General features: G+C 58.5%; 23 protein-coding genes and 1 pseudogene. 11 read left to right on the top strand and 13 right to left on the bottom strand.

From position 1 onward, the window contains the following. Positions 1-70: 70 nt before the first annotated feature. The 3 genes from Q4B98_RS07470 to Q4B98_RS07460 form a co-directional block, all read right to left on the bottom strand. Positions 71-1,372 (bottom strand): sugar ABC transporter substrate-binding protein, encoded by a 1,302-nt coding sequence (locus Q4B98_RS07470; RefSeq protein WP_303196493.1) that lies wholly within the window; start codon positions 1,370-1,372, stop codon positions 71-73. A gap of 25 nt (positions 1,373-1,397) precedes the next feature. Then, positions 1,398-3,701 carry an ROK family protein gene (locus tag Q4B98_RS07465; RefSeq protein ID WP_368492327.1) on the bottom strand — a complete coding sequence of 768 codons (2,304 nt, stop codon included), beginning with the start codon at positions 3,699-3,701 and terminating at the stop codon, positions 1,398-1,400. 87 nt (positions 3,702-3,788) lie between these two features. After that, positions 3,789-3,923: a hypothetical protein gene (locus tag Q4B98_RS07460; RefSeq protein ID WP_303196491.1), complete on the bottom strand. Its 135-nt coding sequence runs from the start codon at positions 3,921-3,923 to the stop codon at positions 3,789-3,791. 30 nt (positions 3,924-3,953) lie between these two features. Here Q4B98_RS07460 and Q4B98_RS07455 point away from each other — a divergent pair, with 30 nt between their 5' ends. After that, positions 3,954-5,390, top strand: a complete 1,437-nt coding sequence (locus tag Q4B98_RS07455) for an L-serine ammonia-lyase (RefSeq protein ID WP_303196584.1) — start codon at positions 3,954-3,956, stop codon at positions 5,388-5,390. 215 nt (positions 5,391-5,605) lie between these two features. Next, positions 5,606-6,706, top strand: coding sequence for an ABC transporter ATP-binding protein (locus tag Q4B98_RS07450; RefSeq protein ID WP_303196490.1), 1,101 nt, complete (start codon positions 5,606-5,608; stop codon positions 6,704-6,706). A 51-nt stretch (positions 6,707-6,757) separates the two neighbouring features. Here the strand turns inward: Q4B98_RS07450 and Q4B98_RS07445 are convergent, their stop codons facing one another. The 8 genes from Q4B98_RS07445 to Q4B98_RS07410 are packed head-to-tail and all read right to left on the bottom strand — an operon-like array spanning position 6,758 to position 10,649. Beyond that, the gene (locus Q4B98_RS07445; protein ID WP_303196583.1) at positions 6,758-7,111 is read right to left on the bottom strand and encodes a hypothetical protein; all 354 of its coding nucleotides are present in this window, start codon (positions 7,109-7,111) and stop codon (positions 6,758-6,760) included. After that, positions 7,098-7,622 carry an Asp23/Gls24 family envelope stress response protein gene (locus tag Q4B98_RS07440; protein WP_303196489.1) on the bottom strand — a complete coding sequence of 175 codons (525 nt, stop codon included), beginning with the start codon at positions 7,620-7,622 and terminating at the stop codon, positions 7,098-7,100. Before Q4B98_RS07440 ends, Q4B98_RS07445 begins: the two co-directional genes overlap by 14 nt. Continuing rightward, the gene (locus Q4B98_RS07435; RefSeq protein ID WP_303196582.1) at positions 7,613-8,188 is read right to left on the bottom strand and encodes an RNA polymerase sigma factor; all 576 of its coding nucleotides are present in this window, start codon (positions 8,186-8,188) and stop codon (positions 7,613-7,615) included. The genes Q4B98_RS07440 and Q4B98_RS07435 overlap by 10 nt, the downstream gene beginning before the upstream one ends. Before the next feature lie 57 nt (positions 8,189-8,245). Continuing rightward, a complete protein-coding gene (gene amaP, locus Q4B98_RS07430) occupies positions 8,246-8,962 on the bottom strand; it encodes an alkaline shock response membrane anchor protein AmaP (protein ID WP_303196488.1) in 717 nt (238 codons plus the stop codon). Next, on the bottom strand, positions 8,959-9,513 hold the full coding sequence (locus tag Q4B98_RS07425; protein WP_303196487.1) for a DUF6286 domain-containing protein: 555 nt from the start codon (positions 9,511-9,513) through the stop codon (positions 8,959-8,961). The genes amaP and Q4B98_RS07425 overlap by 4 nt, the downstream gene beginning before the upstream one ends. Before the next feature lies 1 nt (position 9,514). Then, positions 9,515-9,925 carry an Asp23/Gls24 family envelope stress response protein gene (locus Q4B98_RS07420; protein WP_303196486.1) on the bottom strand — a complete coding sequence of 137 codons (411 nt, stop codon included), beginning with the start codon at positions 9,923-9,925 and terminating at the stop codon, positions 9,515-9,517. Continuing rightward, entirely contained in the window at positions 9,925-10,110 is a 186-nt protein-coding gene (locus Q4B98_RS07415) for a DUF2273 domain-containing protein (protein WP_303196485.1), read from the bottom strand. Before Q4B98_RS07415 ends, Q4B98_RS07420 begins: the two co-directional genes overlap by 1 nt. Positions 10,111-10,121: 11 nt before the next feature. Then, a complete protein-coding gene (locus Q4B98_RS07410) occupies positions 10,122-10,649 on the bottom strand; it encodes an Asp23/Gls24 family envelope stress response protein (protein ID WP_303196484.1) in 528 nt (175 codons plus the stop codon). A gap of 150 nt (positions 10,650-10,799) precedes the next feature. On the opposite strand from Q4B98_RS07410, the gene Q4B98_RS07405 reads away from it, so the two are divergent. Together Q4B98_RS07405 and Q4B98_RS07400 are read left to right on the top strand one after the other, a co-directional pair. Further along, the gene (locus tag Q4B98_RS07405; RefSeq protein ID WP_303196483.1) at positions 10,800-11,969 is read left to right on the top strand and encodes a PLP-dependent aspartate aminotransferase family protein; all 1,170 of its coding nucleotides are present in this window, start codon (positions 10,800-10,802) and stop codon (positions 11,967-11,969) included. A gap of 71 nt (positions 11,970-12,040) precedes the next feature. Continuing rightward, on the top strand, positions 12,041-13,438 hold the full coding sequence (locus tag Q4B98_RS07400) for a DUF4032 domain-containing protein (protein ID WP_303196482.1): 1,398 nt from the start codon (positions 12,041-12,043) through the stop codon (positions 13,436-13,438). Between the two features lie 22 nt (positions 13,439-13,460). Here Q4B98_RS07400 and Q4B98_RS07395 read toward each other — a convergent pair whose 3' ends face one another. Beyond that, positions 13,461-13,679 (bottom strand): hypothetical protein, encoded by a 219-nt coding sequence (locus Q4B98_RS07395; RefSeq protein ID WP_303196481.1) that lies wholly within the window; start codon positions 13,677-13,679, stop codon positions 13,461-13,463. 47 nt (positions 13,680-13,726) lie between these two features. Between Q4B98_RS07395 and cysS the strand changes: the two genes are divergently transcribed. From cysS to Q4B98_RS07370, 5 genes and pseudogenes are all read left to right on the top strand, one after another. Next, positions 13,727-15,154 carry a cysteine--tRNA ligase gene (gene cysS / locus Q4B98_RS07390; RefSeq protein ID WP_303196480.1) on the top strand — a complete coding sequence of 476 codons (1,428 nt, stop codon included), beginning with the start codon at positions 13,727-13,729 and terminating at the stop codon, positions 15,152-15,154. A 13-nt stretch (positions 15,155-15,167) separates the two neighbouring features. Further along, positions 15,168-16,130 carry a 23S rRNA (guanosine(2251)-2'-O)-methyltransferase RlmB gene (rlmB, locus tag Q4B98_RS07385; protein ID WP_303196479.1) on the top strand — a complete coding sequence of 321 codons (963 nt, stop codon included), beginning with the start codon at positions 15,168-15,170 and terminating at the stop codon, positions 16,128-16,130. Between the two features lie 102 nt (positions 16,131-16,232). After that, a pseudogene (locus Q4B98_RS07380) lies at positions 16,233-16,370 on the top strand (sugar kinase); the annotation flags it as partial. Positions 16,371-16,495: 125 nt separating this feature from the next. Then, on the top strand, positions 16,496-17,971 hold the full coding sequence (locus tag Q4B98_RS07375; RefSeq protein WP_303196478.1) for a glycine hydroxymethyltransferase: 1,476 nt from the start codon (positions 16,496-16,498) through the stop codon (positions 17,969-17,971). Positions 17,972-18,677: 706 nt separating this feature from the next. After that, positions 18,678-18,872 carry a hypothetical protein gene (locus tag Q4B98_RS07370; RefSeq protein WP_303196477.1) on the top strand — a complete coding sequence of 65 codons (195 nt, stop codon included), beginning with the start codon at positions 18,678-18,680 and terminating at the stop codon, positions 18,870-18,872. Positions 18,873-18,902: 30 nt separating this feature from the next. Here the strand turns inward: Q4B98_RS07370 and Q4B98_RS07365 are convergent, their stop codons facing one another. Further along, positions 18,903-20,000, bottom strand: coding sequence for a DNA cytosine methyltransferase (locus Q4B98_RS07365; RefSeq protein ID WP_303196476.1), 1,098 nt, complete (start codon positions 19,998-20,000; stop codon positions 18,903-18,905). A gap of 51 nt (positions 20,001-20,051) precedes the next feature. On the opposite strand from Q4B98_RS07365, the gene Q4B98_RS10585 reads away from it, so the two are divergent. After that, complete coding sequence (locus Q4B98_RS10585; RefSeq protein WP_368492326.1) at positions 20,052-20,354, top strand: multiprotein-bridging factor 1 family protein; 303 nt, start codon at positions 20,052-20,054, stop codon at positions 20,352-20,354. Further along, the gene (locus tag Q4B98_RS07360) at positions 20,341-22,002 is read left to right on the top strand and encodes a hypothetical protein (protein WP_303196475.1); all 1,662 of its coding nucleotides are present in this window, start codon (positions 20,341-20,343) and stop codon (positions 22,000-22,002) included. Before Q4B98_RS10585 ends, Q4B98_RS07360 begins: the two co-directional genes overlap by 14 nt. Positions 22,003-22,094 lie beyond the last annotated feature (92 nt).

Here is a 22,094-nt window from a genome sequence, read left to right as displayed (position 1 = left end):
CCGGGCCGGTGGGATCCCGACCCGGATAGCGAGGCGACCGCGTCACCACCTCGCCCATCGGGCCGTGTCATCACTTCTCCTTGCTCAGGGCGTCATTCATGAACGCAGCCAGCTTCTTAGCCGCCTCCGGAACCGGTACCTCGCCGGCGAAAGCCGGATTGAGGAAGTCAACTTCGCGGAGAGCCCAGGCATCGGTATTACGACTCACCGGGTAGGTCGAGGCATAACTCGTTGCGGCGTCGACAAACATCTTGCAGTTCCACTTCGGGAAACTCTTGACCCACGCGTCTTGGGTCCCATTGAAAGCTGGGATGGCGGTGCCGTTCTTCGCCTCAACCTCCTGGCTCTCCTTGCCAGACATATGAGCGATGAGCGCCAGAGCTGCTGCTTTGTTCTTACTCTTGGCAGAAGCAGCCCATCCGATGCCGTGAATGACAGTGGCCCTCTTTTCCTTCTGCGGCAGATCAATAACGTCGTAGTCATCCTCATGCCCCTTGAATTCCAGGGCGAGTTCAGAGGCCGTCCAGTCACCCGTCCAGAACATGGCAGACTTGCCACTCTTAAACATCTGCGCAGGTTTGGTATCAGTGACGATCTTCGGGGAAGCAACCGATCCGTCCTTGACCCAGTCGGCCCAGCATTGCAGTCCTTCAATGCTCTTAGGATTGTCAAATCCGGACTTGTCGTCCTTAATGATGTAGCCGCCGGCCTGAATGATAGTGTTGTAGTAGGTGCCCTGGCCATCGCCGTTAATGGTGGTCGCACACCCGTAAATACCCTTGGATTTACCCCAATCGGAGATCTTCTTGGCCTTGTCATGGAAATCGTCCCAGGTCCAGTTGGCAGTAGGGACGTCAACTCCAGCTTCTTGGAAGATTTTCTTATTATAGAAGACCCCGATGGTATCGAAATCCTTCGGCACGGCGTAGTGCTTTCCCTCATAGGTATAAAGGTCAACGAGAGCCTTCGGGTAGTCCGACCATTTGATGCCGGCATCGGTAATTTTATCGATCGGCGCGAGCATACCGTTGGCGGCGTAAAGCTGGATATTGGGGCCGTTCATCCAGAACACGTCGGGAAGCTCGTTACCCTGGGCCTGGGTACGCAACTTTTTCCAGAAGTCATTGAATCCCGCCAGGTTCGTCTTGACCTTGATATTCGGGTATTTCTTGGCGAAGGAGGCGAGGTTCTCCTCGATCGTCTTCGTCTGGTTCTTATCCCAATATGCCAAAGTCAACTCGGCCGACGTCTTGGAGTCGATACTCGGCGAAACACCCGATTCTTCATCCTTACTCGACGATGAACAACCGCCAAGAGCTAGGGCGGCAAAGACAGCCCCCCCCCCCGCGATGATAAAGCCTCTGCGATCCATGATTGACCTCTCTGTCTTATTGCGATCACTTAACTTGGTTGTTGTTGAAGTACCGGACAATCTCGTCGTCGAGAACTGGCACCTGGCGCGGCGTCGACCCGTGCCGCAACGAGTCAGTAGCCTGGATTCCCGCGGCAACCGCATACCAGGCCCCTAATGGCGAGGTATCGGTACGGGTTCCGTTCCTGACGAAATTGAGGAACTCGGTGACCGTCAGCACGTCAGCGTCACCGTGCCCATTGGCGTCACCAATGATGGGGAAGGTCTCGTCACCGTCCGCGTTGTAGTAGGTGCGCTTGTTCCACAGCCGGATGACGCCTCCTTCACCATCACCGAAGTTCTCGATGCGCCCCTCGGTACCGATGACGGTGTAATTGCGCCAGTAGTCCGGGGTGTAGTGGCATTGCTCGTACGAAGCGAAAACACCAGACTCCATCCGCATAAGCACCATCGAGATGTCTTCGACGTCGATAACCGGGTTGAGCCCCTTCTGAGTCAGCGGAGGCCAATTGTCCAGGGAGTACCAGTCCCCCATGAGCTGGTCAGAGTTGTCACGACGGTCAGTAATGCGGTCATAGAGGGTGAGTCCGCCCATGCCGACCACATCCGTGGTGTGGGAGTCCGCGAACCAGTGCATGACATCGATATCGTGAGCCGCTTTCTGCAACAACAGACCCGTACCATGCTCCTGGGTGGCGTGCCAGTCCTTGAAGTAGAAATCCCCTCCCGACCCGACGAAGTGACGGCACCAGATCGCCTTGACCTCGCCAATCCGACCCGTACGGATGAGGTCGCGCATCGAGCGGACAACATTCATGTGCCGCATGTTGTGTCCGACATAGAGCTTCGTGCCGGTCTGGTACGCGGTGGTCAGGACTTTGGTCGCCGAATCCATCGTGATGGCCAGCGGCTTCTCCAAATAAACCGGAATCCCGGCTTCCAGCAGCTGACACGTGACCTCGGCATGGGTGTCGTCAGGGGAGGTGACAAAGGCGACGTCAATTCCCGACGCAATGAGTCCGGCAACGTCAGGGGTGATCGTGATCGAGTCGGGGTCCTTCCCGAGCCGATCGGCTACTCGCTTGCGGGCCAGGTGGTGAGGCTCGCACACAGCGGTCACAACGCCGTCGTTGCCTTCCAGCTCGGCGTTAAGAGCCAGCCGCGACCGTGCCCCGACACCAACAACACCGACCCTCATGCGATCCCCCGTGTGTCCTTCTCGATGAGTTGCCGTCATGACGCTGTGGTGTCCTTTCTCAACTTCGGAAATGATCTTGGCCATGCCCCGTAGGGCCACAGGGCGCGGATGTTCGGTACCGAGGGCCTTTCTCGTCACCGCTTCCAAGGCAGTATTGAGAGCTCCGACGACCGACGCGGCTTGTCCCAATTCCTCGACTTCAGCATTCATCGCCTCCGAGCCGAGCGGTCGGCGGGCCATGAGCCGAGCAATGACCTGGCGAATGACCTTGACTGATGAGCTGGTCGGTCCAGACATGACGATGGCATCGGGGGCAATGACAGCTGCGATCGAACCCGTCGTCAAGGCCGCCCGATCAATCCAGTCATCGTCGGGAACCTCCTCGCCGTCTAGATGTAAGTCGAGCACGTCACTGATCTCACCGGCGTTCCAGGTGCGTCCGCGATGAACCTGTCCGTTGAGGACCAGTCCCGTGTTGAGGCCTCGGGCCATCCGCACCAGCAACATGTCGGAGTCACAATCGAGGCGCCCACGCTGCCGACGCTGACAAAACTCGCCATACGCTGCCAAATTGATGTCGTTGTCGACGCTGGCAGGAACGTCGAGGCGTTCGGAGAGCACACGTCCCAGGTCCAACCCGGTCCACTGCGGCACGAGGTCGCTGCGCACAATACGGCCTTCCCCGTTGACAATCCCTGTCGTCGAGATCGCCAGATTCAGCAGTGGCCCTTTCTGCCGGTACACATCTCGCAATGCCTCGATGGCGTTTGCGACGGCGTCCAGACGGGCGTCACGTTGATGTTGGCCCAGACGGACACTACGAACGTCGAGGATCGCCCCGCCGAAAGTTGCCGCCACTAGAAGCATTGAGTCGACGAGGATATCGGCCCCGATGACGATCCCAACATCCTCACCCAACGACCACACCGTGGCAGGACGCCCCAGCCCGCCACCATCGGAGGTGCCACGAACCACCCACCCGGACGACTCCAGATCATTGAGGATTGAGATGACGGTTGGGCGTGACAAACCAGTGCGCTCGACAAGGTCAGCGGCACTCATGGCTTCCCCGGCACGCAGTGCGAGCAGGACGTCATCGGCTCTGTCGCTGCGTCGATCACGCTTCGTCACCGTCACCGCCTCTTCTCCACGACCGGGTTCATGCCTTCACAGCCCTTGTCAAGACATCTTTGTAAAGACACCTTTCAAAAGATGTCTTCAATTCTTGTTAAAGAGAGCATGGACCACTGCGGCGAGTTCGTCAAGAGGTTTGTCAAAACTCGTCGCCACCAAACCCGTTGGCGACCCTCTCTCCGACGGGCGAAAGGCCGTCAGATCCTCCGTGCTCTTCACTGACATTTCACCTGTGTCTTTGGCAGAATCATTGTCGTGGCAGTCAGCGTTTTCGACATCTTTAAGGTGGGTATCGGTCCGTCCAGTTCGCATACCGTCGGCCCCATGCGAGCTGCCCAGATCTTCGTGACTGATCTAGCCCAGTCGCCAGCGTGGGCCGAAGTTACCCGAGTGCGCGCCGAACTCTTCGGCTCGTTAGGAGCGACCGGACACGGGCATGGTTCCGAAGCAGCTGTCCTACTGGGCTTGCAGGGCGAGGAACCAGCCACCGTGGACACCGATCAGACCCCGGCTCGTGCCGCTTCCGTCGCCAACAGTGGGCGGATCACCCTCGACGCGGTGCATGGCGGTCGAGAGATATCTTTCGATGTCAAGACTGACCTCATTCTGTATCGCAACCGTTCTCTGCCCTTCCATCCCAACGGCATGACATTCACGGCCTGGTCTGGTCAAGAGGTCGTCGCCGAACGCACTTTCTACTCCATCGGCGGTGGCTTCGTCGTCGAGCACGGCGAGGACGAGCACCCAGCCATCGTCCGGGATACGGCTCCGGTTCCCTACCCTTTCAAGACCGGGGAGGAATTGCTGGAACAGTGCTCTGACTACCGGATGAGTATCCCCGAGGTCACCATGGCCAATGAGATGACGACCCGAGACGAGGAGCATGTCCGCAGCGAGCTGCTGGATATCTGGGCTGTCATGCACGCCTGTGTCGAGCGCGGCTGTTCCCGCGCTGGTGTTCTTCCCGGCGGACTGCACGTGCGGCGTCGTGCCATGAGGATGCACCGCGATCTCGTTGCCCGGGAGGCAATCGCGCCTGGCAGGCCGGAACCGTTCGGCTCAGTCGACTGGTTGACGGTGTGGGCCTTGGCCGTCAACGAGGAAAACGCAGCAGGTGGACGTATCGTCACCGCTCCCACCAATGGTGCGGCCGGCATTATCCCGTCCTGTCTGCACTTCGCGGTGAAGTTTCTGTCCCCCGGTTCCGACATCGACTCAGGTACTCCCGGTGTCGACACCGGTGACGATGACCTCATCGTCGACTTCCTCCTGGCAGCCGGCGCTGTTGGCGAGATTTACCAGCAGTCGGCGTCCATCTCGGGAGCTGAAGTCGGCTGTCAAGGAGAGGTTGGCGTGGCATGTTCGATGGCCGCCGCCGGTCTGGCTCAAGTCATGGGCGGAACGCCGGCCCAGGTCTGCAACGCTGCCGAGATCGGCCTTGAACACCATCTCGGGCTGACCTGCGATCCGGTGGGCGGCCTAGTCCAGATTCCGTGTATCGAGCGCAATGCCCTGGGGGCCATCAAAGCTGTGACGGCGGCTCGTCTGGCCATAGCCGGGGACGGCTCCCAGATCGTCAGCCTGGATCAGGTCATGAAGACGATGATGGAAACCGGACGCGACATGAAGGTGAAGTACAAGGAGACGGCGCGAGGAGGTCTCGCCGTAAACATCGTCGAGTGTTAGAACTCAGCGGGTCCGCACTTCGTTGATTACTACCAGATCTTTCTCTGACTACGGGAGACACTCCGCTAGTAGCCCCCACCACATTCTCGTGCTGGCTTGTCCATTATGATCGATCTCGGTTCGTCGAACTCTTGATGGACCCCGGTGGCACTCGTCATCGCGTTTCCACAACGGATCGTCGGGCACGTACCTGCCCGTGGAAAGGAACAACGGTCATGGCAACCGTGCAATACAAGGAGGCGACTCGGGTTTACCCGGGCACCGATCACGCAGCCGTCAGCAAGCTCAACCTCGACATCGGCGACGGTGAGTTCATGGTCCTCGTCGGACCGTCAGGCTGTGGTAAATCCACCTCCCTGCGAATGCTGGCCGGTCTGGAAGAGGTCAATGCCGGCTCCATCTGGATTGGAGACCGCGACGTCACCGATCTGCCCCCGAAGGACCGTGACATCGCCATGGTCTTCCAGAATTACGCCCTCTACCCCCACATGACGGTGGCCGACAACATGGGCTTCGCCCTCAAGATGCAGAACGTGCCGAAGGCTGAGCGTCAGCAGCGCGTTCTCGAGGCGGCCAAGCTCCTCGGCCTGGAGGACTTCCTCAACCGCAAGCCGAAGGCCCTGTCTGGTGGTCAGCGTCAGCGTGTCGCCATGGGTCGCGCCATCGTTCGTAACCCGCAGGTCTTCCTCATGGACGAGCCGCTGTCGAACCTCGACGCCAAGCTGCGTGTCCAGACCCGTACCCAGATCGCTGCCCTGCAGCAGCGCCTCGGTGTCACTACCGTCTATGTGACCCACGACCAGACCGAGGCCATGACGATGGGCGACCGTGTTGCCGTCATGAAGGATGGCGTGCTGCAGCAGGTTGATTCCCCGCTGGCCCTTTACGACGCCCCGAAGAACCTCTTCGTCGCCGGGTTCATCGGCTCCCCCGCCATGAACCTGATCGAAAGCGAGGTCGTCGACGGTGGCGTCAAACTCGGCGATCACGTCATCCCGGTCTCCCGCGACGTTCTGGCCAAGGCTCCGAACGAGAAGAAGCTCATCGTCGGTATCCGCCCGGAGGACTTCACCCTCGCTAGTGAGGGCATCGCACTCGACGTTGCTGTTGTCGAGGAACTCGGCGCTGACGCCTACCTCTACGGCTCCCTCGCCGGTTCCGGAAAGCAGGCTTCCATCGAGGATGGCGAGGCCCACCAGGTCGTCGCACGTATCTCGTCGCGTCGTCCTCCGCGCCGTGGCGAGCAGGTGCGCCTGGGTGTCGACCCGGCCTCCGTCCACATCTTCAGCCAGGAGACCACCGAGCGCATTTCCTGATCTTCCTAAAACCGACACAAGGTCCCCGGTTCTTCCGGGGACCTTGTTGTGTCAGCTCGACCCTTCAACCTTGGATACCACGACGTCGACCTTTCCTGGTGTGCGTCCGGACTGGGCGATGGCCGTGGAAACCCGGTGTCGAAGATCCTCGGTGAGCCGCACGATGGGCACCGTCAGATCAACGGTGACCTCGATATCCACGTCAGTACGGCCATCCTGCTCGGTTATCCGGATTGCGGAGCGGTCGTCGGAAGTCCCGACTCGCCGCCACCACGGTCGTACGAGTCGAGTCACTCCCGGGGTATTGAGAACCGTGGTGGCTATGACCCCTTTCAGATCATCAACGGTGTCGTCACCTGTCAGAACAGTTCCGGAGACGACAAGGTCGTTCTCAGACATGGATATCCTCCACAGCGATGTCAATGGTTACTGGGTGTCCGTGCAGCTGTCGGTACATTTCCGACGAGACCCGCTGACGCACCCGGTCAGCGCATTCCGGAATCCGAACACCGTGCGCAACAGACAGGTCAATACGCAGTTTCAGTGGAGTATTGGGTACTGAAAAATGGACGTGGCTCAGCACGCAATCCTCACAATCGGCGACGGTCCGGCGCACGATCGCAGACAACACGGTCTCCCTGACCTCGATCTCGCCAGTGTCGTCACTGACGATGCAGTGACGTGGTGAGAGGTCAGCCGTGTAGGACCTCCATACCGACGACAACTTCGGTGGATCAACGACAACCCTGGTTCGAGCGTCCTCGGAAACTGTGTCGTCACGCATCTGACTGGCGCGAAGAGCCTCGGTACGCACAGCCCGGCAGGCTGGACACTCGACTTCGTGTTTGGTGGGAGGTTGTGCCGCATTGTCCCAGACCTCATTCATGTCCGCGCCACACGCGAGATTTACCGCCATGGTTCCATCTCCTCCGCAATGGTCGCCCTCGCCCGAGCCAAACGACCACGGACGGTGGACACTGGTAATTCTTCAATCTCTGCAATCTCGGCGTATCCGAGACCATCAATGTGGGCCATGACCCAAATACGCCTCTGATTGTCGGCGAGCCTGTCGACGCTCTCCTTCAACGCCGTCATCGCAGCGTCTCTGGCATGGGTCCTCGCCGGGTCTTGTCGGGTATCTATCCTCACCGGAACTTCTTCTGGTGCGACGGGATCGGTGGCGCGTCGCCCGGCGGTCCGAATGACTTCACGGCAACGATTTCGGGCAATGGTGTACATCCACGCCCTGAACCGCGATCGATCGTCGAGATCAGGTAGCTTCTGCCAGGCAGCCAGCAAAACGTCCTGGACGACGTCCTCGGCGTCCATCGTGGCCGGCAAATGGTTGCGACAGAACCTCAACAGCGGTCCGCCCCAGGACTCGACGACGCGGGCGTATGCCTCGGCATCTCCGTCCTGAGCAGCCCTGATGTCCGCAAGGACGATCCCGTTGCCGCCATCACCTTCGACTCCGCAGACCATGGCTTGGACGCTAGCAGCGGTCGAGGACATCCAAAGCGTCCTCGACCGCCACGAGGCTCAGGAAAGCACCTGCCCTTCGCGAGTCCGCGGCTTGGCCCGTTCGGACTTTTCGTCCAGGAAGGTCGGCTTGGGCATTGGAGTGGCAGGCAAACTGTCACCGGATTCGTCGATGTTAGACACTTCGGTCACGCCAACGCGGCTCACACCCGTCCCAGTGACATGCGCTCCGGTCCGCAGCTTCGTCCCGAAACGCACCAACGTGGCGCCCAGGGTGGTCTCGACGTCGCGAGCTACCTCGGAATCCAACCAGGTGACCAGCTTTCGCACGTCAGCACGGTCATCAAGATCGATCTGAACCATCATCTCAGGAGCAACACGGGCCCCGAAGAACCTGACATTGGCACTGCCGACTCCGGGGAATTCCTCAATCTGTTCCTCGACGGCTCGCCCCAGGGCGTCGGTGGACAGCACCGTCGATCCGTGGTCCGTTTCGTGGCTAATGCCGTAAACGCGAGCGCGATTGCTTGACGAGAACTGCCGAAGCAGCCAGATCAACCCAATCACCACAGCTAGAACTCCCACGATGAGCAGGGCCCAAGAGGCGTAATTCGTTCGCCATGGCTTCGGCACGTCGATGATGGGTGAGTTGGGGTCAGGCTGCCACCATCCCCACGATGAGACAACGTCGAAACGCACCAGCATGAACCATGCAACCAACAACAGGCCGAGGACCCCAACGATGGCAAGTCGTGTTCTGTTTGCGCGCCCCCTCATCGCAACCTCACTTTCACGTTCGGTGAATGTTCCAGGCCCAGCGAGTCAACGCGGTCGCCTATCCTCGTGGTGAGTTGCTCACGCAGCACCTCAGGATCATTGACGTCAGTCTTGACCTCGATCTTGAGGGTGTTACCACGACGCCTCACCGATGAGGACGAAACCCCATCTTCGTCATCGAGCCAGCGGGACAACCAGCCCGTCAGGTCAGAGTTGTCCATGACAATCTCGCGATCGTCGGGAGCACCTTCAGCTGGTTTGAGGAACACACCAGAGGTGCGCCCGGGCTTGAATGCGCACATCACCAACAACAGTGCGATGACGCCGACGACGATGGCAATCGTCAGTGCGATGTCGCTGAGCCACGAGCCGGTGGTCAGGTAGCCGCGAGCCCAGGCCAACCACTGTGGCAAGGCCCCGTGCTGGAGACGGTGAATAGCGGCGATGATGGCCACCACTCCACCCGCCACGAGCAGAACACCGAGGATTGTCACCGGGATCGTTCGGGAAGGACGGCGAACGAGCGGAGGAGACATATATCGATGACTCATCTCAGCTCACCTCCTTCGTGGTCGATACCTTGACAACTCGGCTCACCAAAATGTCGATAGTGCCGATCTCGACTCCGGACAATTTCGGAACCTGCGCGGTCAAACGCGCCCGCAGATCGTCGCACTGATCTTGGACGGGGGCTGGGTAGCCGACGGCAACCTCCACCTCCAGATCAGCAGCATGTCCGGTAAGAACCGCGCTTACCTTTGGGCCTCGGTCGAAGTCGGCGCGCGACCCCGATCCGAACAACGACGAGGTGGGGGCCCCAAAACCCTCGCTCTGGGCCGCCACCCGGGCAGCCACCTTCTCGACCACCGCCGTAGTCACCGTCAAGGTTCCACGGCTGGCCTTCTCACGGTTATGGACCGCCAGCGACGGCACCGAGCGTACGCGTGTGGTGCCGGCAGACATCAACGGTTCCGCTGGCTTGGCTTGCCGAAGATGTCGTGTACGTCGAGCTGACCGTCAATGATCCGCCCCACGATCAAGCCGAGCAGACCCAACACCAGCACGACGATGGCCTGCCACACGCCTACACAGACTGCGATGACGCCCAACAACAGGCCGATGAGTGCTCCGATACGCGATGCATTCATACTGTGCCCTCTCAGGAAAGCTCGGTGTTCTTACGCTGGGAGATTGTCTGGGCCGGCTGGTCCTCGTCGCCCTCGTCGTCACCCTGAAGGTACACATCGGTGACCTGGACGTTGACCTCAACAACCTCAAGGCCGGTGCCGTACTCAACCGCGTCAATGATGGTCTCGCGCAGCTTGTTGGCGACCTCAACGACCGAGTAGCCGTACTCGATAACGACGGACAGGTCGATGGCGCACTGACGCTCACCCTTCTCAACCTGGACGCCGTTCGAGACGTTGGTGGTGGAGCCCGGAATGCGGTCCGTGATGGAACTCAACATCCGGCGTCCGGTGGAGCCCATGGCGTGAATGCCAGGAACTTCACGACACGCGATACCGGCGATCTTCTGGACGACCTGCTCAGCAATAAGGGTCGAGCCATGATCGGTGTGCAGCGGCGACGGGGGAAGAGTCTCCCCGGTGGTCTCCGGCAGATTCTCGGTCTTGGGGTCGTTCTTAGTCTGGTCAGTCTTGGCGGAAGCGGTCTTGTTATCAGCCATGTCGGGTCATCTCCATTCGATCTGTGACGACTTTCACAGGTTTAGATGTTTGACGAGCCAGATCGTCACGCCAAATCCGAAAAATGGTCGCGGACGTTTTTTCTGATCGTCCTCAGCTAACCTCGAAGCCACCCGATGACAGGAGGGATTATGTCGACGTCCACCACCATGCAGGGACTGACGACCGGACTATGTTCAGACCACGCCCACTCCAGCGTCACCCCACCAGCCTTCCTCTCCTCGAACTACTTCTATGACACCTTCGGGGAGCGCCCGACCTTCGACTACGGTCGCGGAGGTAATCCCACCCGCGCCCTGCTGGCCGACGCTCTCACGACACTTGAGGGTGGCACGGGGGCAGTAGTCACCTCGTCGGGGATGTCGGCCATCATGCTGGTACTGCAGGCATTCGTACCCATCGGCGGCCATGTCATCGCCCCGCACGATTGTTACGGCGGCACCTGGCGCATTCTCGATACCTGGGCTGCTGCCGGGCGTCTGACGGTCGATTGGGTTAATGAGACCGACCTTGACGCCCTACGCACCGCTCTGGGATCCCCCACCGACTTGCTCCTGGTTGAAACCCCTTCCAACCCGTTGTTGCGCATTACCGACATCGCTGCCGCTGCTGAGTTGGCTCACTCGTCGACCGGCGACCGCACCGTTGTGGCCGTCGACAACACCTTCTGCTCGCCGATTCTGCAGCAGCCGCTGAGTCTCGGGGCGGATCTCGTCATTGCCTCGGACACCAAGTTCCTCAACGGCCACTCTGATGTCATTGGCGGCTCGGTCGTCGCCGCTGCCGAAGAAGACGTCGATCTGATGGCCTTCCATGCCAACATGATGGGGGTAACGGCCTCGCCACTAGATGCCTGGCTCACGCTGCGGGGATTACGTACCCTCAAGGTGAGAATGCAGGCCCACTGCCTCAACGCGGCCCGAATGGTTGAGATCCTTTCCAGCCACAAGGCCGTCACAGCGGTGCATTGGCCGGGTTTGCCTGACCATCCTGGCCATGATTTAGCTGCTCGCCAGCAGAAGGATTTCGGGTCCTTGCTCAGCTTTGAACTGGCGGGTGGGCTGCCGGCTGTCAAGGCTTTCATGACCGGACTGGAAGGGTTCATTCTCGCTGAATCCCTGGGAGGTGTGGAGTCCCTGGTCTGCCACCCGGCGACGATGACTCACGCCGCAATGAGCCAGGAGGCCCGGGACGCCGCCGGAGTCAATGACGCCATGATCCGGATGAGTCCGGGAATTGACCCAGTTGAGGACCTCGCCGCCTGCCTGACCGAAGCTCTCGACCGGGCCGCCGCTGTCTGAGTTCTGACGTTCTTCATGACCGGCACGTCACCAAAACCATCAGCAGGTCATGGCGTGGCAGACTGTCTCCCGTGACCCGATTCCTCAGCGCGAAGCCTGATTCCCGCCTGCTTCCGTTGCCGTGGAGCACACCGCTGGAGCAGTGGCCGCATGAACTCTTGGTCGCACTTCCGCGAGGTATCTCCCGTCACGTGGTGCGATTCATCACCGTTGGTGACGACGTTTATGCCGCCAAAGAAGTTGTCGAGCACCTGGCAATTCACGAGTATCGCCTGCTGCATGACCTCATGCGCCTAGATACCCCTTCCGTCGAACCCATTAGCGTCATCACCGACCGATACTCCGCTGACGGCGAGCCACTTGAACCGATCATCCTGACCCGGCATTTGCGGTTCTCGCTGCCGTACCGGTCCCTCTTCCATTCCGGTGTGCGGCAAGAAACCGTCATCCGGCTGCTTGACGCCCTCGTCGTTCTGCTGGTGCGGCTGCACCTGGTGGGATTCTTGTGGGGTGACATCTCGCTGTCGAACGTGTTGTTCCGACGCGACGCTGAGGCTTTCGCGGCCTATCTGGTTGACGCCGAGACCGGCGAGCTTCACGACCAACTCACGGCTGGACAGCGGGAACATGATCTGCAGATCGCACGTACGAACCTCTATGGCGAGTTCCTCGACTTGGAAGAGGGCGACATGCTCGACCCCGCCCTCGATCCGCTGGGCCTGGTGACAACCATCGAGGACCGATACCACGATCTATGGAATGAACTCACCGCAGCAGAGGAATTCGCCGGTGGTGATTACTCCCAGGTGGAGTCACGAGTGCGTCGTCTCAATGCCCTTGGCTTCGACGTCGCCGAGTTGGACATTCAGACCTCCCCGGACGGCCAACGACTGCGCATTCAGCCCAAAGTCGTCGACGCCGGACATCACCAGCGCCGTCTGCTGCGTCTTACCGGTCTGGACACCGAGGAGTTCCAGGCACGCCGTCTCCTTAACGATCTGGACACCTTTCGGGCGCGCAACGGGCTGCAAGGGGTTGACGAGGCGGTGGCGGCCCACCGCTGGCTCACCGAGTGTTTTGAGCCGGTCGTCCAACAGATTCCCCCAGAGCTGTCCCGCAAACGTGAACTCGCGCAGTTTTACCACGAGGTACTCGACTATCGCTGGTACGAATCCCAGCGCCGACAACACGAGGTTCCGCACGTCGAGGCGGCTCAGGGATATGTCCGTGACATCCTCGCCAAGCTCCCCGACGAGGCCATGAGCACCGAGTCCGTGGTCTCCGTCGATGGATCGCAGCCACGAAGCGGCCACGAGCTGGTCAATGTCTATGACCCATCTTTGGGATACGTGGAAGATGAAGAAGAGGACGCCCCCTACGACCCATGGGAGGCCAACGCCGAGAATATCGACGTGGACGCAGCTTCTCGCTTCGACATCGACGCATTACGCGCCCGCATGAAGGGCTAACCCGCGCGCCTCAGGGTCCGTTTCACTGCGAGGATTTCGGCGGTATCGTCACCGTAAACGACCCCCACTGAGCAGGAGCTGCCGCTGCCGACGAACCGGTCTCAGGCTTCGCGTCAGGCTGTTGGGTGTCTTCGTCAGGACGCGATCCGGGGACGACCGGCTTGATGGATTCACCCATCGCGGCCTCCAAGGCCCGAGCGATGGGGCTGGACGACGGCTTGTGTTTACGAATCTCGGCCATGCGGCCATGGTAGGCGATGTGTCAGGGCGAATCGGTACCATTGAGGCGTGACGTTCAAGCTCTACAACACCGCTACCCACGGCATCGAGACTTTCGAGCCACTGCGCGAGGGCCAGGTATCGATCTACCACTGTGGCATGACGGTACAGTCCAGCCCGCACCTTGGCCACATCCGCAAAGAGGTCGTCTTCGATGTCTTGCGGCGCTGGCTGGAGTGTTCCGGCTACCAGGTGACAGTCGTCGCCAACGTCACTGATATCGACGACAAGATCCTCGCGAAGTCGGCCGCTGCCGGAACCCCGTGGTGGGCCCATGCCTACCACTACGAAAATGAGCTGCACGCGGCCTACAAGGCGCTGGGGTGCCGTCCACCGACCTATGAGCCGCGAGCCACCGGCCACATCCCAGAGATGATCGAGCTGGTCAAGACTCTCATCGAGAAAGGCCACGCTTACCCCGCTCCTGACGGTTCCGGAGATGTCTATTTCGATGTCCGGTCCTGGCCTCGGTACGGAGAACTGTCCGGGATGCGCGTCGACGAGATGGCCCCGGCAGAGGACTCGGACCCGCGTGGTAAGCGTGACCCGCGCGACTTCGCATTGTGGAAGGGACACAAGGAGGATGAGCCAGAGACGGCGTCGTGGCCGTCCCCGTGGGGGCGTGGTCGTCCGGGTTGGCATTTGGAGTGCTCGGCTATGTCCGGAAAATACTTGGGCGATGCCTTCGACATTCACGGCGGTGGCATTGACCTGCGCTTCCCCCATCATGAGAACGAACTGGCTCAGTCTGCAGCTGCCGGACGACCGTTCGCCCGGTACTGGATGCACAACGCCTGGGTAACGATGTCTGGGGAGAAGATGAGCAAATCCCTGGGCAACACCGCCCAGGTGACCGAGGTCACCAAGACGTACAGCCCGCGAGCCGTCAGGTACTTCCTGCTCGCCCCGCATTACCGTTCCATGATCGAATTCAGCCCCTCCGACGAAGGCACTAAGGGATCCCTCGGCGAGGCCACCAAGGCCATCGAGCGGATAGATTCTTTTCTCGATCGTGCCGGCAAACTCGTTGGCGAGGAGGTCACGTCACAGGACCTACCGCAAGCCTTCGTCACGGCGATGGACGATGACCTGGGTACCCCCCAGGCGATTGCGGCTCTCTTCAGTGAGATCACCGAGGGCAACAAGTCCGTCTCGGCCCGCGACATCGAGGCGACTCGCGATCACTTGGCCAAGGTACGCGCCATGCTCGCGGTGTTCGGCTTGGACCCGCAGGCACCGGAGTGGGCTGACACTGCGGGAAGCGACGCTCGCCTCAAGCCCGTTGTCGACGGCCTGGTGCAAGCCATGCTTGACCAGCGCGCCGAAGCTAGATCCCGCAAGGACTGGGCCACTGCTGACGCAATCCGCGACACCTTGACCAACCTCGGACTGACGATTGAGGACACCCCCGACGGCGCCCACTGGTCGCTGAGCTGACGAGGAGACTGACATGGCCGGGAATTCCCAGCGCCCTGGCACACGCCACAAGGGTAAGAGTTCAGCTGCCGGGTCCGGTGGCCGACGTCCCAAGGGTTTGAAGGGGCGCGGCCCTACTCCCAAGGCGGAAGACCGCACCTACCACAAGGCTTACAAGGCTAAGCAGGAAAGACTGGCCCGGGGCGGGAACAACAGACCGTCCGACAAGCGGCTCAGAGGGGCCGGCCCAGAGTGGGTGATTGGCCGTAACCCGGTGTTGGAGGCGTTGCATGCCGGTCTTCCGGTGCGCACCGCCTATGTCGCAGAGGGTGCCGAGCATGACTCCCGACTGCGAGAGATCCTCTCTTTCGCCGCTGACCATGGCATCGCGTTGATGCAGGCCACCCGTGGCGAACTCGACCGCATGACCGGAGGGTCCAACCATCAAGGCGTGGCCCTGCGCCTTCCCGAGTACGAATATGCCAGCGTCGACGATCTCATTAACGCTGGCTCCCAGACCTACCGGGGTGGTCTCGTCGTGGCTCTGGACAAGGTCACCGATCCGCGCAACTTGGGAGCCATTATTCGTTCGGCTGCCGCTTTCGGCGCCCAGGGCGTGCTCATCCCATCACGCCGCTCGGCCTCGATGACGGCGGCGGCGTGGAAGACCTCGGCTGGAGCTGCCGCACGTATCCCAGTGGCGATGGCTTCAAACCTCAACCAGGCCCTTGGCAAATTCGCCAAGGCCGGCTGGATGATCGTCGGGTTGGCAGGCGATGCGGCCTCCGACATCGCTGCCGCTCCTGGATTGGACGGTCCGCTCGTTCTCGTCGTCGGCTCGGAGGGCGAGGGTTTGGCCCGTCTTACTCGCCAGTCCTGTGACGCGCTGGCTTCGATCCCGATCAGCAGCGACGTTGAATCCCTCAACGCCTCAGTGGCAGCGTCTATCGCGCTGTACCAGGTGTCGAGGGTGCGCGGCAGCGGATCGGAGAGCTGAGCCGAACACGTCCTTTGTACTCGAGTCGAGTCCCTTTGCAGCGCGGTCGTGCGGGGCTGTCGGACCGGACATCCATGCCCGACAGATGAGGCGGTGAGCGCGGGAGTCCTGTAAAAGGCAGTCGAGTGGGGAGCTGCCCACGGCGCTTTGGCCATGACGACCCCCGGCGACACCTCGATGGTGACCCGTACCGAGGTGGAAAACCTCGCTGCCGGACGTTCTGCCCGAGTAAAGCGCTGATCGTAGCCGGGGTTTCCCACCACGCCGAACGACGAGTGGCTCGCCGTCTTTTTGGTCCCTGAGCACGGGCAGCTCCAGGGGCGGGTAGATTCATGCTCATCGTCCCGTTATGACAGGAGCCATTCGTGAGTGAGCCCAGTGCCGTCGATCCCACAGCCCGCGACATCGCCGAGAAGCTGACCCCGGCCTATCGAACAATGCTTGACGCGATCGCACAGGTGGAGCCCCGGATTGCGCAAGCCACCCGAGCCGAGCTGACCGACCAGCGCCATTCCCTTAAGCTCATCGCCTCCGAGAACTACGCCTCCCTGCCAGTCTTGGCAACCATGGGAACCTGGTTTTCCGACAAGTATGCTGAGGGCACTGCTGGTCATCGTTTTTATGCCGGTTGCCAGAACGTCGACACCGTAGAAACAATTGCTGCTGAACATGCTTGCGCGCTCTTTGGTGCCGAGCACGCTTACGTACAGCCGCATTCCGGTATCGACGCCAATCTCACCGCCTACTGGACGATCCTCGCCCATCACGTCGAGACCCCGGCTCTCGAAGAGTTCGGCGCTCGCACTGTCAACGATCTCAGCCAGGCCGATTGGGACACCCTGCGCCACCGCTTCAATGACCAGCGCGCCATTGGCATGAGTTTGGACACCGGTGGCCACCTGACCCATGGTTTCCGCCCCAATATCTCCGGCAAGATGTTCGACCAGCGCTCCTACGGCACTGACCCACAGACGGGGCTGCTCGACTACGACAAGGTCGCCGAGCTGGCCCGCGAGTTCAAACCCCTCGTTATCGTCGCCGGATACTCCGCCTACCCGCGCCGTGTGAACTTCGCGAAGATGCGCGAGATTGCCGATGAGGTCGGTGCCGTCCTCATGGTTGACATGGCCCACTTCGCTGGCCTGGTGGCCGGCAAGGTGTTCACCGGTGACGAGGACCCTGTTCCCCACGCCCAGGTCGTGACGACGACAACCCACAAGTCTTTGCGGGGTCCCCGTGGGGGCATGGTGCTAACCACCAAGGAGTATGCCGACGATGTTGACCGCGGCTGCCCGATGGTTCTCGGCGGCCCGCTGTCCCACGTCATGGCTGCCAAGGCAGTCGCCCTGGCCGAGGCCCGTACTCAGGCCTTCCGCGACTACGCCCAGCGTGTCGCCAGCAACTCTAAGGCTCTGGCTGAAGGACTTATGAAGCGCGGTGTCAAGCTCGTCACTGACGGCACTGACAACCACATCAACCTCCTCGACGTCACCACGAGTTTCGGACTGACCGGTCGTCAAGCCGAAGCAGCTCTGTTGGATTCAGGCATCGTCACTAACCGCAACTCGATCCCGGCCGACCCGAATGGCGCTTGGTACACCTCGGGCGTGCGTATTGGCACCCCGGCCCTGACGTCTCGTGGATTCGGAGCTGACGAGTTCGATCGGGTTGCCGAGCTCATTGTCACTGCGCTGAAGGCCACCACCCCGGTGACGGCATCTACCGGCAAACCGGGCAAGGCTAAGTATCACATCGCTGACGGGGTGGCTCAGAAGGTCCACGACGCCGCTGACGAACTGCTCGGCAACTTCCCGCTGTACCCGGGACTGGATCTGGCCTGACGCTTTCGACCCCCGCTCAGGGGCTTCTTATCGGTTTTCGGCATAGCTGAGTTTCCACACAATTCGACAGTGACTTTGCGACGGTCCGTGTTCGAAAAAGAGAACACGGACCGTCGATTTCTTCCCAGCGCCTTGAGATGAAAGTCGCTCTTCCCAGTTGGGCCGTCGAGGGTGGCGGTGTTGGGGGTAGGAGTCGAGACCCCCATGATGAAAACTGTCACACTGCTCCATCTGTGAAGAACCCGTTTTGTTACGCATTTTCTATGAAGGACTCAAGATGATCGAATATGGTTACGCCATCAGCAGTAATTACGATCCAAGATGACAGAGTATTGCCATTGTATCGATGTTTCAGGTGTTTCCCATATTGATCTCCATACCACGTGCCCTGGCGAAGGGTTTTGGCTGTGCGGCGGTCAGGGCGATGGGGGCGGCAACGATCCGTTCATAGGCACCCCATCGCTAAGATACGACGGGGGCGGTCGAGTCCTCGTGTGTACGCTCGCTTGGCGTCTGTGATGTTGCGCTTCGCGAGTTGGACGCGAGGTTTTGTCGAGGATGATTTACCGGGTACCCACATGTTACCTCATATGGCGCCGCGTCGTCATATGATTGTGTCGCTGTTGCGATGTGAGGCTTTTGCGCTTTGAGTTTGCGGCGCAGCGTAGTGCGCAATCTGGGCACATGGAGAATTGGGGAGGATCTGGTGGCGACTCGAACTACCATCCATCATGTCATTGAGCAGTTCCAGCAAGAGCCTTCGACAGCGCAGCGTGGGGCGCATTTCGAAGACCTCATGGTGTCCTACGGGAATGGTGATGACGCTGACCAGCTGGGCCGGCTGCACGACATCCGAGAACAAGTCACCGATGAGACGGACGAGCAAGGATCGCTGTTTTAAGCGATTTAGAACCGGTGCAATAGTGCCTAATTAATATCTAAGCGCTTTCCTGAGATGCTCTGCCACATGAAAAGCGAGCAGTGGGGGTACAGCGTTCCCAATTTGTCGATATTGGCTTGATTGTGAGCCCTCCCATTTCAGGTCTTTCGGAAAAGTCTGAATCGCTGCTGCTTCCTCCACAGTTATCCGTCTCATATGTGCATTCTTCGGAATTGTCTTAAGTGGAGAGTCATGATCCTCGAAGAGCCTCTTGTGGTATTTCACAATCCAGGGCGTTGATGTGGCTTCCTGTAAAGAGTCGATATCAATAATTGGTGTTCTATTTCCACCCATTGATGCTGGCAATGTCGGAGACGTTGCATCCAAATTAATCACACGTCCTTGGCCATTAAATAGCATGCCAGCAAACGGCGAACGACGTAGTACAGGATGCTTTGCAAGAGTAATTTTTGCAGTACACATAGAGTTATTTCCTCGGTCACCTGCAGGTGGCAATTCCGAAAGAGCCTCTCGCACCGTCTTCGGATTGTCTCGATTTGGCGCATCACCAAAATCTAAATCAGGGCAGTCAGCTGGAATCCCAATAAGAAACATCCTCTCTCTAGCCTGTGGTACTCCCCACTCGGCAGCATTGAGGACAATAAGCTGAACTTTATATTCGACCGAAGCAATGTCTTTTAACGACGCAATAACGTCTTTCCAACGCTTATTTCGTGCAAGCGCCGCCACGTTTTCCATGACAAAAGCTTTCGGCTTGATCCGAGCAACGAGACCAAGGAAATCGAATACATGCCTAGAGCGAGGATCTTCTGGATCCATTTTTCCAGCGACAGAAAAACCTTGGCATGGCGGTCCTCCAATAACAAGATCAGCCATACCTTCAGCGAGACTTTCCCCCACTTCACGCACATCACCAGCTATTGCTCTCGTTCCTTGGAACAGTCTTGCCGCAGTTCGCCATCGTGGGTCTTGCACGAATTGAATGTTGTTGTGGGTTCTGACAGCGTCAGGTGCTATGTCATTGCCGAAAACTGGCCTAAATCCAGCCTGTGCAAAACCTATGTCTAATCCACCGGCTCCTGAGTACAGAGAAACAAAGGTCGGTGGAGAGCTATGCTGATTTGCCATAGCGCCATGCTACCATAGGTTTTCGACCGAATCGCTATGTAGAATCTACATATGACCAGCATGCAACCAGGAAGGAAACTCGATCTTGCGTTTTCGCGCGAGATACGTAAGTTGCGCGAAAACGCCGGTCTTAGTCAAACCGGTCTAGCGGCAGAACTTGGTGTAGATCAATCACTCGTGTCACGTGTTGAGGCCGGCTCAAGGCAGCTAACCATAGGTCAAGCAATGTTTTGGCTACAAGGCTTAGGACTTGATTGCGAGGCGGCATCTAGCTTAGTGGCACGCTTATGGGTCCATAACGGAGCGCGGCCAAGTAGTTTTTGGAAATCGGAAACTCACCATGACTCTGAATGAACTGATAGGCGAACTCCAGCTTCCTATTTCCGAACAGGAACAGAAAGAAGGTGTTGGCAGGCTCAGTAATCAAGTCAATCAATCTTCGTCATACGATTCGATTGACTCGTACTTGATATTGCTCTCTGATGACATTGAGGATTATTTCCACTCAGGAAAGATTAACCGGGCACTAGAGTTCGCAATAACCACCCTTCTTGAGGACACGTCCGCTAGTGCGATTGGCCTTGATGGAAAAGGCTACTGCGATGTTGTAAATCACCTCCAAAAGGGCGGTAAACATGACTGGCGTGGATTAAATCCGAAAGAAACCCTGCGTCTACTTTCGCGAGCAACTTTCATCCATGATCTACTTGCCAGAGAACACCTTTCTGCTTCACAGATATCCCGCTTGTTGTTTTCACTAGAATCAAGTCTTTATGTCCCCTATAAGGCGATACAAGTTATAGCTGCACACTTTGAACTCTTGCCTAGTTTGTCGGTTGGCGATTTTGAGAATGTTATACATCCAAAAGACGAGATCTATTCCAATCAGCATTTTACAGATACATCAGCAGACGAATCGTGTGAAATTGCTGGTGAGCTTGCTAGCCCATGGTTAGACGGAGATAGTATTTCATCTGATTTGCGCTTGCTGATTAAACAAGGTGAAGGTACAATTCTTACTTCGGAGAATGCCAGTGGATGGCCTTACCTTCAAATGCTCCACTGGTGCATGCTCCCGCTCGATAGATACGACCATCCGGCCTCGTTTTTATATGAGTTTAGCCCTCGCGGTGCATTGGGAGAGGCAGTGTTCGCGCAATATCACGTTGCTACCGGAAATGCAGTTCTGAATAATGCTAAGGCTGTATCTCAACTCGACGACCAGTGGGCACGAAATAGATCCGGCGTTAGTGCGCATGCATTGGTGCGAATCTTACATATGGTTGAAAGTCTTCCATTCCATGCCCGGCGTAGCGTGGCTGCAATAATACGTGCTTGGCTGACGCGAATTATTGAACTAACAGACAGAGATTTGACGCTCATAAATGAGACTCTTAGCTTTGCACAAATTATCCGTTTGTGTGGATTCATCCAACATGACGAGTCAAACACCCAGGGAGTCATAGAGCAGAGAATTGTTGATGCGCTAAGTGTCTTGGCGTTTCAACATGAAGGATGGATTCCCCGAGGTTTGGGAGATAGTGTAAATGCGTCTAATTTCAGTCGCCACAAACTTGGTGATGTTGAATTCGCAAATATTGATAAAAGGGCGGCTATTGCTCTAGAAGCGCATGGTGGCATAGTGTCACCTGCATACGTTCGGGGCCATCAGCAGTCATTGGCACGAATTGTTCAACAACGCCTCGAGGAGTCTTGGGCAAATCTCGACGATCCAGCTAAATGGAGCGTCAGGGTTATATTTGTCTCTCATGGATCGACGGGAGGCCTTCCCGAAAATGAAATTATTCATGAGGTTCCGATCTCATACGAGTACTGGGATTATTCGAAGCTTGTTGATGGTGCTATTGACCATTCAACAGAAGAGCTAGCGTTAAGTGCCTTCAGAAAGTATTTTGTACAAGCACTTAATCGCGATGTTGTACCTCAACGAATTCGTAACAAGGCATCTCAGATTCTGAATGATTCGGCGGTCTCTATATAGGTAGTCACGTATCTTTTGGCGACTCTCGTACCTGTGCGCGAGTCTTAGCTCCGGCAGTGTCATCGGGTTCACTAACGTCATTATCCTTTACT

This window comes from Cutibacterium sp. (assembly GCF_030525615.1).
Classification (GTDB): domain Bacteria; phylum Actinomycetota; class Actinomycetes; order Propionibacteriales; family Propionibacteriaceae; genus Cutibacterium.
This window is presented reverse-complemented; position numbering and strand designations above follow the sequence as displayed.

Coding starts and splice junctions, on each gene's coding strand:
- Q4B98_RS07470 (WP_303196493.1), bottom strand. CDS start 1,372: ATGGATCGCAGAGGCTTTATCATCGCGGGGGGGGGGGCTGTCTTTGCC.
- Q4B98_RS07450 (WP_303196490.1), top strand. CDS start 5,606: ATGGCAACCGTGCAATACAAGGAGGCGACTCGGGTTTACCCGGGCACC.
- Q4B98_RS07440 (WP_303196489.1), bottom strand. CDS start 7,622: ATGGCGGTAAATCTCGCGTGTGGCGCGGACATGAATGAGGTCTGGGAC.
- Q4B98_RS07435 (WP_303196582.1), bottom strand. CDS start 8,188: ATGGTCTGCGGAGTCGAAGGTGATGGCGGCAACGGGATCGTCCTTGCG.
- amaP (WP_303196488.1), bottom strand. CDS start 8,962: ATGAGGGGGCGCGCAAACAGAACACGACTTGCCATCGTTGGGGTCCTC.
- Q4B98_RS07425 (WP_303196487.1), bottom strand. CDS start 9,513: ATGAGTCATCGATATATGTCTCCTCCGCTCGTTCGCCGTCCTTCCCGA.
- Q4B98_RS07420 (WP_303196486.1), bottom strand. CDS start 9,925: ATGTCTGCCGGCACCACACGCGTACGCTCGGTGCCGTCGCTGGCGGTC.
- Q4B98_RS07415 (WP_303196485.1), bottom strand. CDS start 10,110: ATGAATGCATCGCGTATCGGAGCACTCATCGGCCTGTTGTTGGGCGTC.
- Q4B98_RS07410 (WP_303196484.1), bottom strand. CDS start 10,649: ATGGCTGATAACAAGACCGCTTCCGCCAAGACTGACCAGACTAAGAAC.
- Q4B98_RS07405 (WP_303196483.1), top strand. CDS start 10,800: ATGTCGACGTCCACCACCATGCAGGGACTGACGACCGGACTATGTTCA.
- Q4B98_RS07395 (WP_303196481.1), bottom strand. CDS start 13,679: ATGGCCGAGATTCGTAAACACAAGCCGTCGTCCAGCCCCATCGCTCGG.
- rlmB (WP_303196479.1), top strand. CDS start 15,168: ATGGCCGGGAATTCCCAGCGCCCTGGCACACGCCACAAGGGTAAGAGT.
- Q4B98_RS07365 (WP_303196476.1), bottom strand. CDS start 20,000: ATGGCAAATCAGCATAGCTCTCCACCGACCTTTGTTTCTCTGTACTCA.
- Q4B98_RS10585 (WP_368492326.1), top strand. CDS start 20,052: ATGACCAGCATGCAACCAGGAAGGAAACTCGATCTTGCGTTTTCGCGC.
- Q4B98_RS07360 (WP_303196475.1), top strand. CDS start 20,341: ATGACTCTGAATGAACTGATAGGCGAACTCCAGCTTCCTATTTCCGAA.